This is a genomic window from Bacteroidales bacterium MB20-C3-3 (genome assembly GCA_035609245.1).
GTDB lineage: Bacteria > Bacteroidota > Bacteroidia > Bacteroidales > UBA932 > Bact-08.
The window spans coordinates 334,381-350,272 of sequence record CP141202.1; the positions used below are offsets into that span (position 1 = coordinate 334,381).

The 15,892-nt window shown below is 36.8% G+C and carries 14 protein-coding genes; 9 read left to right on the forward strand and 5 right to left on the reverse strand.

The features are described 5' to 3' along the window. The first annotated feature begins 21 nt into the window (after positions 1-21). The 9 genes from U5907_01435 to U5907_01475 all read left to right on the forward strand — a co-directional run bounded on the left by U5907_01435 (position 22) and on the right by U5907_01475 (position 11,453). Complete coding sequence (locus U5907_01435; protein WRQ33321.1) at positions 22-1,329, forward strand: replication-associated recombination protein A; 1,308 nt, start codon at positions 22-24, stop codon at positions 1,327-1,329. Between the two features lie 39 nt (positions 1,330-1,368). After that, positions 1,369-3,267 carry a glucosamine-6-phosphate deaminase gene (locus U5907_01440; GenBank protein WRQ33322.1) on the forward strand — a complete coding sequence of 633 codons (1,899 nt, stop codon included), beginning with the start codon at positions 1,369-1,371 and terminating at the stop codon, positions 3,265-3,267. A 115-nt stretch (positions 3,268-3,382) separates the two neighbouring features. Next, a complete protein-coding gene (pdhA, locus tag U5907_01445; protein ID WRQ33323.1) occupies positions 3,383-4,474 on the forward strand; it encodes a pyruvate dehydrogenase (acetyl-transferring) E1 component subunit alpha in 1,092 nt (363 codons plus the stop codon). 27 nt (positions 4,475-4,501) lie between these two features. After that, on the forward strand, positions 4,502-5,479 hold the full coding sequence (locus U5907_01450; protein ID WRQ33324.1) for an alpha-ketoacid dehydrogenase subunit beta: 978 nt from the start codon (positions 4,502-4,504) through the stop codon (positions 5,477-5,479). A gap of 4 nt (positions 5,480-5,483) precedes the next feature. After that, on the forward strand, positions 5,484-6,773 hold the full coding sequence (locus U5907_01455; protein WRQ33325.1) for a dihydrolipoamide acetyltransferase family protein: 1,290 nt from the start codon (positions 5,484-5,486) through the stop codon (positions 6,771-6,773). Between the two features lie 17 nt (positions 6,774-6,790). Then, positions 6,791-8,143, forward strand: coding sequence for a dihydrolipoyl dehydrogenase (lpdA, locus tag U5907_01460; GenBank protein WRQ33326.1), 1,353 nt, complete (start codon positions 6,791-6,793; stop codon positions 8,141-8,143). 48 nt (positions 8,144-8,191) lie between these two features. Next, on the forward strand, positions 8,192-8,833 hold the full coding sequence (locus U5907_01465; GenBank protein ID WRQ33327.1) for a hypothetical protein: 642 nt from the start codon (positions 8,192-8,194) through the stop codon (positions 8,831-8,833). A 38-nt stretch (positions 8,834-8,871) separates the two neighbouring features. Continuing rightward, on the forward strand, positions 8,872-10,785 hold the full coding sequence (locus U5907_01470; protein WRQ33328.1) for a PAS domain S-box protein: 1,914 nt from the start codon (positions 8,872-8,874) through the stop codon (positions 10,783-10,785). Beyond that, positions 10,785-11,453 carry an SOS response-associated peptidase gene (locus U5907_01475; GenBank protein WRQ33329.1) on the forward strand — a complete coding sequence of 223 codons (669 nt, stop codon included), beginning with the start codon at positions 10,785-10,787 and terminating at the stop codon, positions 11,451-11,453. The genes U5907_01470 and U5907_01475 overlap by 1 nt, the downstream gene beginning before the upstream one ends. A 15-nt stretch (positions 11,454-11,468) precedes the next feature. Here U5907_01475 and U5907_01480 read toward each other — a convergent pair whose 3' ends face one another. From U5907_01480 to U5907_01500, 5 genes are all read right to left on the reverse strand, one after another. Then, entirely contained in the window at positions 11,469-11,912 is a 444-nt protein-coding gene (locus U5907_01480; GenBank protein ID WRQ33330.1) for an Hsp20/alpha crystallin family protein, read from the reverse strand. A gap of 139 nt (positions 11,913-12,051) precedes the next feature. Beyond that, the gene (locus U5907_01485) at positions 12,052-13,413 is read right to left on the reverse strand and encodes an alpha/beta fold hydrolase (GenBank protein WRQ33331.1); all 1,362 of its coding nucleotides are present in this window, start codon (positions 13,411-13,413) and stop codon (positions 12,052-12,054) included. 54 nt (positions 13,414-13,467) lie between these two features. Then, the gene (locus U5907_01490; GenBank protein WRQ33332.1) at positions 13,468-13,638 is read right to left on the reverse strand and encodes a hypothetical protein; all 171 of its coding nucleotides are present in this window, start codon (positions 13,636-13,638) and stop codon (positions 13,468-13,470) included. Between the two features lie 21 nt (positions 13,639-13,659). Continuing rightward, positions 13,660-14,976: a carboxypeptidase-like regulatory domain-containing protein gene (locus U5907_01495; GenBank protein WRQ33333.1), complete on the reverse strand. Its 1,317-nt coding sequence runs from the start codon at positions 14,974-14,976 to the stop codon at positions 13,660-13,662. Positions 14,977-15,152: 176 nt separating this feature from the next. Then, a complete protein-coding gene (locus U5907_01500) occupies positions 15,153-15,881 on the reverse strand; it encodes a YjbH domain-containing protein (protein ID WRQ33334.1) in 729 nt (242 codons plus the stop codon). Positions 15,882-15,892 lie beyond the last annotated feature (11 nt).

Sequence of the window (15,892 nt, forward strand, 5' to 3'; positions counted from 1 at the left end):
AACTGTAATACAATTTATATTATGTTAAATAGCTCCGAAGAAAATCAAAACTTTGTTACAGCACCACTAGCAGAGCGCTTGCGCCCTACTTCTCTTGACGAATATGTCGGGCAAGAGCATTTAGTTGGGAAAGATGCTGTGTTAAGAAAAATGATTGAGAGTGGAAATATATCTTCATTTATTCTATGGGGACCTCCTGGTGTTGGTAAAACAACCCTAGCCAAGATAATATCACATAAACTTGAGAGGCCATTTTATACCCTTTCTGCTGTAAATGCCGGTGTTAAAGAAGTGAGGGAAATAATTGATAAATCCAAATCAAAATCTCTGTTTACCAAAGGCAGGCCTATACTGTTTATTGATGAGATACACAGATTCAGTAAATCTCAGCAAGATGCACTTTTAGGTGCAGTTGAAGATGGAACAATTGTTCTGATTGGAGCAACAACTGAAAACCCCTCTTTTGAAGTTATTACTCCCCTCCTTTCAAGATGTCAGGTTTATATTCTAAAATCTCTGGAAAAAGATGATTTAATTAAGCTGACTGACAGAGCATTAAAGGATGATAATATTACTAAAAATTTTAAAATTGTCTTAAAAGAATCTGATGCTCTGTTTAGATTTTCTGGGGGAGATGCAAGAAAACTACTTAATATAATTGAGTTGATAACCTCGTCATACAATAAAGATGATGAGATTATAATCACAAATAGTCTTGTTACTGAAAAGCTACAGGAAAATATTGCTATTTATGATAAAAATGGAGAGCAGCATTATGATATAATATCTGCATTTATCAAGAGTGTAAGAGGTTCAGACCCAAATGCTGCAATTTACTGGCTTGCAAGAATGATTTCCGGAGGCGAAGACCCCTTATTTATTGCAAGGAGAATGATAATTCTGGCATCTGAGGATATCGGCCTTGCAAATCCAAATGCATTAATGCTTGCAAACTCCTGCTTTGATGCTGTAAGTAAAATCGGAATGCCGGAATCAAGAATAATTCTTTCTCACACTGTAATTTACCTTGCCACATCACCAAAAAGTAACTCTGCATATTTGGCAATTGACGCAGCGTTAGAAGAGATAACAAAGTATGGCTACAGGCCTGTCCCTTTGCATCTTAGAAATGCCCCTACAAAATTAATGAAGAGCATTGGATATGGAGAGGATTACAAATATGCCCACTCTTACGAGGGAAATTTTACAGATTTGGAATTCCTCCCAGAAGAGATGTCCGGAAGAAAATTTTATACTCCCGCTAACAATCCCAGAGAAAGAGAGATAAGTTCTACACTTGGCCGTCTCTGGAAAAAGTATGAATACTGATTACAATTTTAACTATTTTTGCAGTTCAATTCTAATGTTATGATAATTCACGGTGATTTCACAAAAAGGTACGAGAAGATTCCTGTAGATATCTACGAAGACTCTTCCGCAGCTTCGGTTCTCGTTGCAGAAACTATTGCAGAATTAATAAGAAGCAAATCAAGAAAAGGACAGAATTGTGTTCTGGCACTCAGCGCAAGTTCTTCAGCCATCCAAGTTTACGAAGAACTGGTTAACATTCATAAAACAAAAGATCTCTCTTTTAAGAATGTTCATCTTTTTTCCGTAGAAGAGTACTGGCCTCTGAATAAAAATGAATTACAAAGCCACTACCGTTTTTTTCAGGAATATATTCTGGAAGGCATTGATATACCAAAAGAGAATATCCATTTTTTAGATGGAGAAGTCGCAAAATCAAAAGTTCATGATTACTGCGAAAACTATGAATCCTCAATAAAAAAACTAGGAGGTATTGATGCCCTTATTACTGGCGGAATGGGGTTCAACGAGCCTGGATCTCCTTATAACTCAAAAACAAGGCTAATTACCCTCAACTACTCCTCCAGAGTCTCGGCAGCGTCAGAGTTCTTTGGTGTTGAATATGTGCCTTTCCATGCGCTCACAATGGGTATTGAGACTATTCTTTCCGCAAAAAAAATATTCTTCCTTGCATGGGGAGAAGGTAAGGCACCATCTATTGCTAAAATGGTAGAGGGACCGATAAACGAACAGACTCCCCTATCCTATTTACAGCAGCACGATAACCTGGAGGTGATTATTGACTTGCCTGCTGCTGCTGAATTAACCAGGGTTAAAACCCCTTGGCTAACCGGTTCTGTAGAGTGGACTGATTTTATGATAAGAAAATCAGTATTTTGGCTCTGCAAAAAACTTGATAAGCCAATTCTAAAATTAACTGACCGAGATTACAATGACAATGGGATGAGTGATCTTGTAACTGAAAATGGACCAGCCAGCAAGATTAACATAAAGGTATTTAATGATCTTCAGCATACTATATCCGGATGGCCGGGAGGAAAGCCAAATGCCGACGACTCTACCAGACCGGAAAGAGCCAAGCCTTTTCCTAAGAAAGTAATAATTTTCAGCCCTCATCCAGATGACGATGTAATATCAATGGGTGGAACAATGGCAAGGCTCTCTGAGCACGGCCACGAGGTTCATATAGCATATCAGGTTTCAGGAAACATCGCTGTCTTTGATCATGATGCTGTCAGATTCCTGGATTTTATAAGAGACAGCTCTAAGATATTTGACTATGACACTGTTAAAAGTGAAAATATTTACGAATCTGCTCTTAAGGAACTTAGTGTTAAACACCCAGGGCAACCAGACACTCCTAATATAAGAGCTGTAAAGGGTGCGATAAGAAGAGGTGAAGCCAAAGCCGCCTGCAGATATCTTAAAATTCCAGAGAACCGAGTTCACTTCCTTGACCTTCCGTTTTATGAAACCGGTGGAGTTAAGAAAAAACCAATCAGTAACGCTGATATTGAGATTGTGAAGAATCTCCTTCAACAGGTTAAACCTCATCAGATATATGCTGCCGGTGATCTGAGTGACCCTCACGGAACACATAGAGTTTGCCTTCAAGCTATACTTGCTGCTTTAGATGAACTTAAGGACGAAAAGTGGTTGAAAGACTGTAGAGTATGGCTATATCGCGGTGCATGGCAAGAGTGGGATGTTGCTGATTCCAATATGGCAGTTCCCCTTAGTCCGGAAGAGGTATTCATTAAAAGGGAGGCAATCTTCAAACACCAGTCTCAAAAAGACAGACCTCTTTTTCCAGGATCTGATAAACGAGAATTCTGGCAGAGGGCAGAAGAGAGAAACCATAACACAGCCTTGCTTTTTGACAAGTTGGGAATGGCAGAATACCAGGCAATAGAACTATTCGTCAGACACGATCTTTAATATTGATTAAATTGATAACCGGGGTGGCAAATTGCCACCCTTTTTTTTTGATTAATTGTTAAGTCAACAATATGTACAATTATTTGTTTTATAAAGACATCAATAATTAAAACATATGTTTAACGAATATAATCCAATCAAAAACAAGGAGTTTCAGATCATGGACCACAAGGGAAAGATAGTGGCTAAAGATCTGATGCCTGCTATAGATGATGATAAGCTTCTAAAGGCATACAAGGATATGCTTTTTGCAAGGACTGCAGATCTGCAGATAGTCTCATATCAAAGACAGGGAAGAATTTACACTTATCCTCCAAATTATGGTCAAGAGGCTATTTCAGGGGCTGTTGGAGCACTGATTCGAGAAGATGACTGGTTAGTACCTGCCTTTAGAGAGATGGGTGCTATGCTGGCAAAAGGAGTGACATTAAAAGAGCTGTTTTTATATTTTATGGGATACGAAGATGGCTCAAACTATAGTAAGGCAAAAAAAACATTACCTATCAGCGTCCCTATTGCATCTCAGTTTTTGCATGCTGCGGGACTTGGTTATGCTATTAAATACAACAAAGAAAAAGATCTTGTCTATGCTTTTGTAGGTGATGGAGGAACATCAGAAGGAGATTTTCACGAAGCAATAAACTTTGCAGGTGTATGGAAAATTCCGGTTATTTTTATCATACAGAATAATCAGTATGGTATATCTACCCCAACCCGGATGCAGACAGCATCTGAAAACCTGGCTGTAAAAGCAGTTGCATATGGGGTAAAAGGCATTAAAGTAGATGGTAATGACTACTTTGCTATGTACAAAACTATTCAGGAATCAATTAGAATCTGTGAAGAAGGTGAAGGTCCCGTGCTTATTGAAGCAGTTACTTACAGAAAGGGAGCACACACTACATCAGATGATCCTACTAAATACAGAACCAAGGAGGAGGAGGAACTTTGGGATATTAAGGATCCGTTAAAGAGGCTTAAGAGTTATCTTATTACCAAGAAACTGTGGAGTGAAAAAGAAGAGGAGAAGATTGTTGAACAGTTTAAGATTGAAGTTGACAGACAATTCATTGAAGCAGAAAATTATGGTCCGTATCCTAAAGAGGATATATTCAAGTATATGTATGCCGAGATGCCCGATGATTTGAAAGATCAGGAGAGGGAGTATGAAAGGTTTCTGGAATGGAAGGCATCAAAAGTTAAATAATAACATACCTAAAAAAGAGAAAGAGTAATGAAAATAATGAATATGGTCAATGCTATTAATGATGCATTGGATATTAAGTTAAGTGAAGACAGGAGCGTTGTTGTTTACGGAGAAGATGTTGGTGTTGAAGGTGGTGTTTTCCGGGTTACAGAGGGTTTGCAGCTAAAGCATGGTGCAGAGAGGGTGTTTGACTCTCCTCTGGCTGAGTCAGGTATAGTGGGTACTGCTATCGGTATGGCAATTGCCGGAATGAGACCAGTTGTTGAGATGCAGTTCTGTGGATTTATTTATCCAGCTTTTAATCAGATAATCAGCCATGCATCAAGAATGCATAACAGATCAAGAGGGCAACACAAAACTCCTATGGTAATCAGAATGCCATATGGTGGAGGAATAAATGCACTTGAACATCATAGTGAGAGTATGGAAGCAATTTTTGGTCATATTCCCGGGCTAAAAGTTATTGCCCCTTCAACTCCGCATGATGCCAAGGGTATGCTGATTTCTGCCATAGAAAGCAATGACACAATTCTCTACATGGAACCAAAGAGAATATACAGAGCTATTAAACAAGAAGTTGCGGAAGGCAAATTTACTATTCCTCTTGGAAAAGCAAATGTACTTTCTCAAGGGACGGATGTTACAGTAGTCTCATTTGGAGCGATGATAAGAGAGGTTCAGAAAGCAATGGTAATGGCAAAAGAGGCTGGGATAAGTGTTGAATTAATTGACCTTAGATCAATCTATCCAATAGATAAAGAGACAATTGCCAAATCGGTTAAGAAAACAGGACGGATTATTACAGTCACAGAGGGGCCAAAGTCGTTTGGGTTAGGGGCTGAGATAAGCCAGATTGCGATTGAAGAGGCATTCCTTCACCTTGAGGCACCACCTGCCCGGGTATCAGGTTACGATGTGATTGTACCACTTCCTAAAGGAGAGCATCACTATATGCAGGATCCTCTTAAAATTTTCTATGAGATTGAAAAAATTGTAAAATATTGAAATTATGAGATATATATTCAAATTTCCCGATATAGGCGAGGGTCTTGAAGAGGGGACTATTGTTGAATGGCATGTAGAGAAGGGACAGAGAGTTAAAATGGGAGATTCATTGGTAACAATGGAGACCGATAAAGTAGTCACAGCCATCCCCTCCCCCAGAGATGGTGTAATAGCTGCCAAATTCGGCAAAGTTGGAGAAACAATACATGTTGGCTCAGCTCTTGTTGAGATTGATATTGCAGGTGTTGAAGGAGAGGCCGCGGTTGAAGAGGCAGCTAAAACAGAAGCTGTTAACGAAGAGGGGGCTGGAGTAGTAGGTACTCTTGAAGTAGCAGGCAATAATGCCGTTCTATCGGCAAGTAAAGAGGGTGTAGAAACTTCATCTGCAACCTTATCCAGAAGCCAAAAAGTATTGGCTACACCAGTTGCAAGAGCTTTGGCAAAAGATAGTGGCCTGGATATCAACAATGTGAAAGGTACTGGTCCGGCAGGTCGTGTGACAAAAGATGATATTTTAAGAGAACTTTCGGATTCATCCAAGTCAAAAATTTCTTCTAAAAACTCACCGGTTAATGACAAAGCAGTATTAACAGAGCCTTTAGTTGAAATTGAACCTTTATCTCAGATTAGAAAAACTATTGCAAAGAACATGATTCAAAGCAAACATAATGCAGCTCATATGACTGTATTTGAAGAGGTTGAGATAAGTGAGCTGGATAAAGTAAGAAAGAGATATAAGGAGGTATACTCTCAAAATGGTGTAAAGCTTACATACTTAGCTTTTATAATTAAAGCTACAGCTTTGTCTCTCAAAAAATTCAGAGCTCTCAATGCAGAGATGGATATGGAGAGAGGAAATATGATCTATAAAAAGTACTATAATATTGGAATTGCAATAGATACCGCAAAAGGACTGGTTGTTCCAGTTATTAGAAATGCAGACAAGTTAACTATTAAAGAGATTGCTTTAGAAATTCAAAATTTTTCAGACAAAGCTAAAGATGGAAAACTTACTCTTGATGACATGAAAGATGGTACATTTACAATAACAAGTTATGGCAGCATTGGAGGATTATTTGCCGTTCCGGTAATAAACTATCCACAAGCCGGAATTCTAGGCATTGGAAGAATTGATAAGAAACCTGTTGTAAAGGGAGAGAATGTTGTCCCAGGACTCGTTCTTCCTCTTTCGCTAAGTGTAGATCACAGAATAGCAGATGGAGGAGAAACAGCAAGGTTTATAAACACAATAATGGGTTATCTATCAGATCCTGTAAGTATAATAATGGAATAACCAAAGAGGATATAATTATGTATGATTTAATAATAATAGGTTCAGGTCCTGCAGGTTATGTTGCAGCCATTAGAGCCGGGCAAGTTGGCCTTAAGACAGCAATCATAGAAAAGAACCAGATTGGAGGTATGTGCCTGAACTGGGGATGTATCCCCTCTAAATCCATGATGGAAAGCGTAAAACTATATCAAAGAATAACAAAAGATTCTGCAAGATTTGGTATTGAGGGTATAGATAAAAAGAGCGTATCTTTCAACTGGAGCAAGGGAATTAAAAGGGCAGACACTATTGTCAAAAGACTTACAGGAGGAGTTGAATTTCTGTTAAAGAAAAATGGAGTTGACATTATCAACGGAGAGGCAAAAATCATCTCCTCTAAATCAGTACTTGTAGACAATAGATTACTGGAGACTAAAAATATAATAATTGCAACCGGATCCTCTTCTCCAAAAATCGAAACAGAACACGATGATTTAGTAATTGAACCAAAAAAGCTATTCACAGAAAGGGAGGTCCCTCAGAATATAGTTGTACTGGGCAAATCTCCAGTTGCTATTGAGCTTGCACAACTCTTTAACATGATGGATAGAAAAGTTACTCTGATATCGGATACCACTTTTATCATGCCTAAAGCCGATACTTATGTCAGAAATTATATGGAGAGCAAATTAAAAAAAGATAGAATTGACATAATATATAACACTTCAATCTCCTCATTATCTGAAATATGGAAAGACAATAAGCTATTCCTTGCAGGAAAAGAGATTGACTGCGACCTGATAATAAATGCAAATGACAGAAAAGGCAATATCATTCCAACTGAAATTGATATCTCTGTCAAAGATGGGTTCATATCAGTAGACGAGAATTGTGAAACATCTGTTGAGGGTATATTTGCAGTAGGTGATGTAAACGGAACTGCTATGTTTGCCCATATTGGATCTGCTCAGGGTCTGTTTGTAATAAACAGACTTAAGGGAATAGAGGGGAAACTTGATATAAACAAGTTACCAATGAATATGTATACTGTTCCGGAGGCCGCTCAGATTGGTTTTACAGAAGATAAACTGAAAGAGGACGGAGTAGACTACAAGGTTAGTGAATTTCCTCTATCTGCAAATGGAAAGGCTCAAACAGAGGGATCTGCTGAGGGCTTTGTAAGAATCTTATCAGACAATAAACTTGGAGAGGTTTTAGGAGTACAGATTGTTGCCCCAAATGCGACAGATATGATTAATGAAGCTGCTGCATACATTCAACTGGAATCAACTGTATACGATATAGCTCAAACTGTCCATACTCATCCAACTGTTTCTGAAGTATTTATGGAAGCTGGATTTGAAGCAGTAGACAGAGCAATTCATAAATAGATAATAACACTTTTAGCAGGCCCACTTTTAGGGCCTGCTTGATTAATGATGCCAAACCAAATCACAGCACTCCCCTACTCTCTGCCTGATGCAGATATATTGTTGCCTGACAATAGCAACAGATATAAGATATGGGTACCGGATAGAATTTATATTGTTCTTGGTCGGTCAAACAATGTTGAGAATGCACTTATTAAAGAAAATGTATTACAAGATGATCTCATAGTGATGCAGAGGCCATCAGGAGGTGAAACAGTTATCCTTACTCCTTCAACATTGGTATTCTCAATAAAATTCCCCTTGTTAAAAAGGGTTGATCCGCAGATACTATTTAAGACAATTAATAACTCTCTTATTGAGGAATTCATATCAGCTGGAGTTGAGGGCGTATATTCAAAAGGGATCTCTGATTTGTCAATTGAAAATCAGAAAATCATGGGTTCATCAATGTATCTAAAAGATAATCAGTATTTTTATCATGCCGTTTTAAATATTTCTGAAGACCCGGCACTTTTTTCAAGGTATCTTAAGCATCCAGGCAAGGAGCCCGATTATCGGAAAGGAAGAAGCCACTCTGAATTTGTAACATCTCTGTGGAAAAAGGGATATATAATTAATGAAGACAAATCTATTGAAATTATAAGAAGAGCAATTGAAAAAACACTGAGAGTCATATCTTTTACAGAATAATTTTATACATTTGGCGCCGGATATCTCTTTTGCGCAGTATGGATCAAATAGCATTATCAAAATTTTTATTTGAAAACAATCCACAACCCATGTGGATTTATGATATCTATACTCTCTGTTTCCTGGAAGTAAACAATGCAGCAATAGCAAAATACGGGTACTCAAGAGATGAATTCAGTAAAATGACTATCAAAGATATCAGGCCCCATGAAGATGTTAACTCTCTGATTGAAGATATTCAACAATCCTCTGATGAAATTAATATTTCCAAAAATTGCTGGAGACATAAATTTAAGTCTGGAGAAATAATTTATGTTGAAATCAATTCACACAGATTATTATACAATGGGAAGGAGTCTAGACTCGTTATTGCAAATGAGATCACTGAACTTCTTGAGGCAAAAGCTAAAACAAAACTTCTCTCTAAACTATCTGCAGCTGTTAATGAGAGCAACTCATCCGTAATAATTACTGATGAGAATGGCTCTATAGAATATGTTAATCCTGCATATACAAAAATATCTGGTTTCGATATTAAAGAGGTAACAGGTAGAAAGCCATCCATAACCAAATCCCACCTTCATTCAGATAAATTCTACAGTGATCTCTGGGAAACTATTTTATCCGGAAAAAGCTGGAGAGGTGAAATTGCAAATAAAAACAGAGAAGGAAAAATATTTTGGGAAAATGTTACAATTGCTCCTATTCTAGACGATAAAGGTAAGATTTCAAACTTCGTTGCGATTAAAGATGATATAACTACCCAGAAACAGCTAATTGAGGATTTAATAAATGCTAAGAACAGAGCAGAAGAGAGCGACAGAATAAAGACCAGATTTCTCGCAACTATGTCCCATGAGTTAAGAACACCACTCAACGCTATTATTGGCTTTTCAGATTTGCTGTCTGATGATCTTACAAAAGATGATATTGATTCATATGCAACAACTATAAATAAAAGTGGAAGGCACCTTTTGAGTTTGATTGAAGAGCTGTTTGATATCAGCCTTATTGAGTCAGGACAGATAAAGCTTAATTATGAGGATGTAGAACTCGCTGATTTAATCAATCAAATATTCGCTGTTATATCAAGAGAGCAGAAATTAATGGGGCGGCAATCTGTTAAGCTATGTATCTCTACTCCATCAAAATCCAGGAGGGACAAAACAATTATTTCAACAGATCAGAAGAGGTTAAAACAAATTCTTGTAAATCTGCTTAAAAATGCACTTAAATTTACAGAAAAAGGATCTATCGAATATGGATATGAATCAATAATAGATAATGACTCAGGATTACTTAAGTTTTTTGTAAAAGACTCTGGGATTGGTATACCAAAAGAGAAGTTGAATTTAATCTTTGAAGAGTTCCAGCAAGGAGATACTTATCATACAAAAGCATTTGCAGGAGCTGGTCTGGGATTGGCTATCGCAAAAAAATTGGTAGAGAGTCTTGGAGGAAAGATATGGGTTGAATCTGAAGAAAATAGAGGCAGTATTTTCAATTTTACATTACCCTTAAAAAAGAAAAATTATTTTTATAAAATTGAGGAGGACAATATAGTGAACGAACGAATTTATGATTTTTCAGGAATAAGTATCCTCCTGGCAGAGGATGACGATCCTAGCTTTTTACTGATAAAGGCAATAATGAAGAAAACTAATATTGACATTTTTAGGGCTAAAACCGGATCTGAAGCTTTAAAAATTGTCCAGAATAATGAACATATTGCTCTAGTGTTGATGGATATTAACATGCCTGACATGAATGGTTATGAAGCAACAAGAGAGATTAAGAAATTAAAACCAGATATTCCTGTTGTTGCACAAACTGCATATTCAATATCAGGAGACAGAGAAAAGATTTTAGACTCAGGCTTTGATGACTACATTTCAAAGCCTATTAAGAAGGAGGATTTATATAATTTAATTGAGCGTTTCACAATTAAATAATGTGTTTCTACTTTAAACAATCTAAAGAGGCTCTAGAGGTGGCAAACAGGTTTAAACTCACTATTCCTGAAACTGATACTTATGTTAACCCTATAATTTATAATGCATTTTCTCATCCACTTTGCGAAACTATAACTTCAACTAATCCTTCTTGCATTACCCGGCTGTCATGGGGGTTAATTCCTCAAGGGGCTTCAGATAAATCAATCAGAGAGAAAACTCTAAACGCAAGGATAGAGACAGCAGATATAGTCAAATCTTTTAAAAATCACATAAATAACAGATGTATTGTTATTGCTGATGGATTCTTTGAATGGAAGCACTTAAAAACATTGGCAGGTAATAAATTACAGAAATTTCTGATTACATCTGCTGATGATACCCTATTTGCATTTGCAGGTATCTACTCTTTCTGGTATAGTGCTGAAAGTAATGAAAATATTGGTACATTTTCGATTTTAACCACAGCTGCAAACGAGCTAATGAGCGAAATTCACAATACAAAAAAAAGGATGCCGGTTATCCTGAAAAAAGTGGATGAGCAGAGTTGGTTACAGGGCACTGACCTCAGAGAGTTTGCATACCCATATTCCGTTAATTTGATAGCCAGTCAAGTTAAAGATGATTATAAAATAAAAAGAGGAGACAACAGCAGCCTCCTCTTCTAAAGTTTTATAATTTAATTACTTAATATCTATCAATCTAACAGGCTTAGGCTTAGCCTCTTCCCTTTTAGGTATAACAACTGATAATATCCCATTTTCATATTTAGCTTCAATCTTCTCGCTGTTAACAGAAAGCGGCAAGCTGAAAGATCTGCAAAAAGATTGGTAACTGAACTCCTTTCTGGAATAAGATTCTTCATTATTATCAGTTTCATTCTTTTTCTCCGATGAAATCTTAAGAGTACCTTGATTAATTTCAATAGAAAAATCCTTTTTGTCAAATCCGGGAGCTGCTACTTCAATTTCAAAATCATCAGAAGTCTCCTTAATGTTAACTGATGGAATGGTAGTATTTGTTTTGGAGTAATTTTTCAAACTCCAGTCGTTCCAGTCATTGTTTAAAAATTCATTAAACAAATTTGTCCAAGCCGGAACTGTTTCATTTCTTCTTATTAGTGTCATAGTAATACCTCCTATTAATTAATTGTTCTTTCATAAATATATCAAATGAAATACCAATTGTTATAAATTAATAAGATTAAGACATATTGTCATTTTAAGAATAAAAAATATGACAAAAATTCAGCTATGCAACTGACTGTCAGTTGTGTATAATCCAATTAACGATTGATTTCAATATCTCATCAGAGATTGTTGTATCAATTTTTGCATACTCTGCAGGTGAGCCTGAATCTGATGGCTGCAAAAGATGATTAAGGCCGGGTTCCCTAAGAATGGAGATTTTATTTTTGTCTCCGTACGAGTTCTTTATTATTTCCAAATTCTCCGGATCAACCTGCAGGTCCATTTCACCATTGATTGCAAGGGCCGGAATAGTACAATTTTTTAATGCAGGAACAGGATTATAGAAAAGAAACTCCAGCATCCATGGGTTTACTAAACTCCTTGCCTGAGCTTCTATTGCTGGTTTTTCTTCACCTTGAGATTCCCTTTGCATAAATTGATAAACCAGGTTGTATAACTCCGGATTCTCTTTGTTTTCTTCAACCAGCTCAAAAAGTTTTGAAGAGGTCATCTCATATTTATCCAGCTCCTCTTTAGTAACTCCGGCAGCAGATGCAATCATCCGTTGTTGCTTAAGAATAACATCTTTACCTCTCTGCGCAGGTGCTGCCAGCAGAATCATTAAATCGGCCAGATCTGTTGAGGAGGCAACCAGCGGGGCAATGAGCCCTCCTTCGCTATGACCAATCAATCCAAATTTTGAATTTGAAAACTCCTTTCTGCCTTTTAAATAGCGTAGAGCACTGATAACATCTTTTGCATAATCTTTTGTTGTAGAAAGTGCCGGATTACCTCCTGATTTGCCAATACCTCTGTCATCAAACCTAAGAGTTGCTATACCATTTCTTGCAAGATAATCGGATAAAACCAGAAATGGTTTATGACCAAATATCTCACTATCCCTGTTCTGCTGACCACTACCTGATATTAATACAAATACATACTTAATTGGATCTAAGCCGGGAGTAGACAATGTCCCTCCAAAAGTAATACTATCTGCAGAATTAGTAAAAGTCACCTCTTCAGTATTGTAAGGAAGTGGATCTTTGGGTTCTTGCGGCCTTTTAACGCGCTCAAATGGCCTTCTTGACAAATTCAACGGGAATGATAATCCGGCTTGTTTAAAAGTCCCCATAATTCTGTCCCCGGTAAATAATCCTGTATATTCAATTTGAGCATTAACAATTTCAATTTTTAACATTGAATTTCTGTATAAGACAGAACTAACTGGTATTCCAAATGCCTGCTGGTCCGGACTATCCATAGTTGCAATAAAAAGGGAGTCCTTTTTAACTACGTGAAATGCAAGTTTAATTCCAAGGCCTTGTGCATTAATAATACCAAACCAGGATCCTTCAGGAGTAGTTTTATCCTGAGAGAAACTTATTGACGAGCACAATAGTGATAAAAGGACAATGAATAGAAATTTAATTTTCATAAACAAAAGATAGAAATTCCAACAAAGGAGAGAGAGGTGATATTGATAAAGAAATTAAAGGAAATTACCCCCTGTTTTCACTGTCTTGTCCGATGACATTACAGCATTAGGGCTGTTTAACAAACCTGAGACACCTAAAGTGGTCTGAGAGTATAAAAAAGAAGATGTCAGGAATAAGAGAACTACTCCCAACATCTCTCTTTTAATAGTTAAAAAGACTCTCATTCAACTAATATAAGCGAAAACCTATATTGATCCACCGCCACCAAGTCCACTATCATGGTTATAATACTTGCCGTGAGCATGATTATCGTATGCTTCAGGTGTAAAGGTAAGCACTACAGATCCGGCTTCAATTATTTTGATTGGAATAAATGTAAACTTTTCTTTTCTACGATCGTAAAGAGTTATAGTAAAATCAATAGTCTTGAATGTTTGTTCTCCTTTTACAAAAAGCATTGTCATACTAGGAATGTTTTTTTGATTAAGGGCTGTTTCATCACTCAGTGCAAACGAGGTTCCGGATGATAAACCGTATGTAAGCATATTTGCTACTCCATTTATGTATAGAACTAGTAGATCTTTATCAGAGCCTGTATATCCCAGGTTTGTTAAAGTAGTTTCAAGCGGTTCTGAAAATACCCATCCGGATTTTTTTTGATATTTCCAGTTACTCCATGTTGCATTGGTAAGTCCCCTATTTATTTTAAGGCTATCATAAACTTTTAGTCCAGCAACTGAATATGAGCTTTTAAGTATATCTTGAAAAGTCAATCTGTATTTAGAGAAGTGAGAGATTGATGTAACATAATCATTGGAAACAGGATCATAAGTGACAGGTGTTGACTGAGTCTCCCAGGCATTGTTCTTAAAATACTGAAGCACTATATTTGAAAAATAATAATTTATGAGTGGATTGTCAACTTTTAGCTGAAGCGGAGGGGAGAATGTGTAACCATCAGGGCCAAAATTAAACACTTTAAATGGGATGTTATTGTCTGTCCCGACACCCGGATCATTTGTCTGAACTGCCTGAATCTGGAAAGAAGTCTTAATAGTTGCTCCTGATTCGTCTTTGGCAACTGTATTGGGAGCCATCACTAAATTAGCATCTGTTGCTCCTCCCTCAATAAATAATGTACCTCCGGTTGAAGGAGATATAAATGCCCCTCCGGGAACATAAGGCACCATCATTGCGCTTACAGTGAAAATATGAGCCTCATTAGGTCTTCCGGCAGGGAATTCCAACGATACAGTAACAGGCATAAAACCGGTTTTTGTGAGCTCTATTGTATATTTGCCGGCTGTTGTAAGATTTGCAAACTGGAACTTTCCGGCATTGTCGGTTGTCCCTGTTAATGTACCTATTTTAACAGCAACCCCTGAAATTGCCAAACCTGTATTATTATTATAAACTTCACCTTTTATTGTATAAGTTGCCGGATCCGGATCAGGTATAGGAATTGGTTCGTCTACTTTAGTACATGCTCCTGCAAAAAGAGAAGCCAGAAGAGTAGCTAAAGCCATTCCCCTTAGTTTTATAAATAATGTTTTTGCTTTCATAATTTCATGGTTAATTGTTAATATTTGGTTAATTTTCAAAGATTTGACTTAAATGAGTTATATAGATAAATAGTCACCGGATGTAACTCTAACAAATTTATTTCTATTATGTTTATATAAAGGTAGTGAAAAGCAAAAAAATCCTCCGTTGAGAGATAAATCGTTCGCAAGAAACTTCAAATTGTAAACTGAATGTGCATACCAAAAACAGGATACTTTAGCTCATTCATAAAAAACTGAAAATAGAGATGATTGAAAAGCAAAATGTTTGCTCCAATATTAAAGTCCCTTGTATCATATTCTGCTATTATGTTTAAAGGCTTAAAGAATGATGGAGAGAAAGAGATACCGCCTGAGACAGGAAACTCTTGTTTTACATGAACACTTACTGGGATATTGTATGCAGCATGAATACCCAAAGTGCTCTGCCCGATAGGAAAGTGCTTAGAAAGCGCTAAATAATGTGTCCCAAAATATTTATTACCTTCAGCATATCCAAATAGGCTTGTTGTAGAAATTATATCGTTTGAGCCTAAAACAACTGATGGCCAGTATTTTCCCTCTTTAATAGGTCTTACTCTAAGAGAAATAGACCTGTCGACATTGCTGAAATAATTCTGATTCCAAAGATCAAAAGCAGTGTTATTCATAGAAATTTCGACAAAAGAGAGAAAAGTGATATTTATGAAAAAATTGAAGGTATGGTAATCCCAGGTATCAGTAGTAAATTGCTTGGGAAGGAAATTACCCCCTATTTTCACTGTCTTGTCCGGTGACATTACAGCATTAGGGCTGTTTAACAAACCTGAGACACCTAAAGTGGTCTGAGAGTATAAAAAAGAAGATGTCAGGAGTAAGATAACTACTCCCAACATCTCTCTTTTAATAGTTAATAAGACTCTCATTCAACTAATAT

Excerpts from the sequence above, each read along its gene's own strand:
- U5907_01435 (WRQ33321.1), top strand. The coding sequence starts at position 22 with ATGTTAAATAGCTCCGAAGAAAATCAAAACTTTGTTACAGCACCACTA.
- U5907_01440 (WRQ33322.1), top strand. The coding sequence starts at position 1,369 with ATGATAATTCACGGTGATTTCACAAAAAGGTACGAGAAGATTCCTGTA.
- pdhA (WRQ33323.1), top strand. The coding sequence starts at position 3,383 with ATGTTTAACGAATATAATCCAATCAAAAACAAGGAGTTTCAGATCATG.
- U5907_01450 (WRQ33324.1), top strand. The coding sequence starts at position 4,502 with ATGAAAATAATGAATATGGTCAATGCTATTAATGATGCATTGGATATT.
- U5907_01455 (WRQ33325.1), top strand. The coding sequence starts at position 5,484 with ATGAGATATATATTCAAATTTCCCGATATAGGCGAGGGTCTTGAAGAG.
- lpdA (WRQ33326.1), top strand. The coding sequence starts at position 6,791 with ATGTATGATTTAATAATAATAGGTTCAGGTCCTGCAGGTTATGTTGCA.
- U5907_01465 (WRQ33327.1), top strand. The coding sequence starts at position 8,192 with ATGCCAAACCAAATCACAGCACTCCCCTACTCTCTGCCTGATGCAGAT.
- U5907_01470 (WRQ33328.1), top strand. The coding sequence starts at position 8,872 with ATGGATCAAATAGCATTATCAAAATTTTTATTTGAAAACAATCCACAA.
- U5907_01475 (WRQ33329.1), top strand. The coding sequence starts at position 10,785 with ATGTGTTTCTACTTTAAACAATCTAAAGAGGCTCTAGAGGTGGCAAAC.
- U5907_01480 (WRQ33330.1), bottom strand. The coding sequence starts at position 11,912 with ATGACACTAATAAGAAGAAATGAAACAGTTCCGGCTTGGACAAATTTG.
- U5907_01485 (WRQ33331.1), bottom strand. The coding sequence starts at position 13,413 with ATGAAAATTAAATTTCTATTCATTGTCCTTTTATCACTATTGTGCTCG.
- U5907_01490 (WRQ33332.1), bottom strand. The coding sequence starts at position 13,638 with ATGAGAGTCTTTTTAACTATTAAAAGAGAGATGTTGGGAGTAGTTCTC.
- U5907_01495 (WRQ33333.1), bottom strand. The coding sequence starts at position 14,976 with ATGAAAGCAAAAACATTATTTATAAAACTAAGGGGAATGGCTTTAGCT.
- U5907_01500 (WRQ33334.1), bottom strand. The coding sequence starts at position 15,881 with ATGAGAGTCTTATTAACTATTAAAAGAGAGATGTTGGGAGTAGTTATC.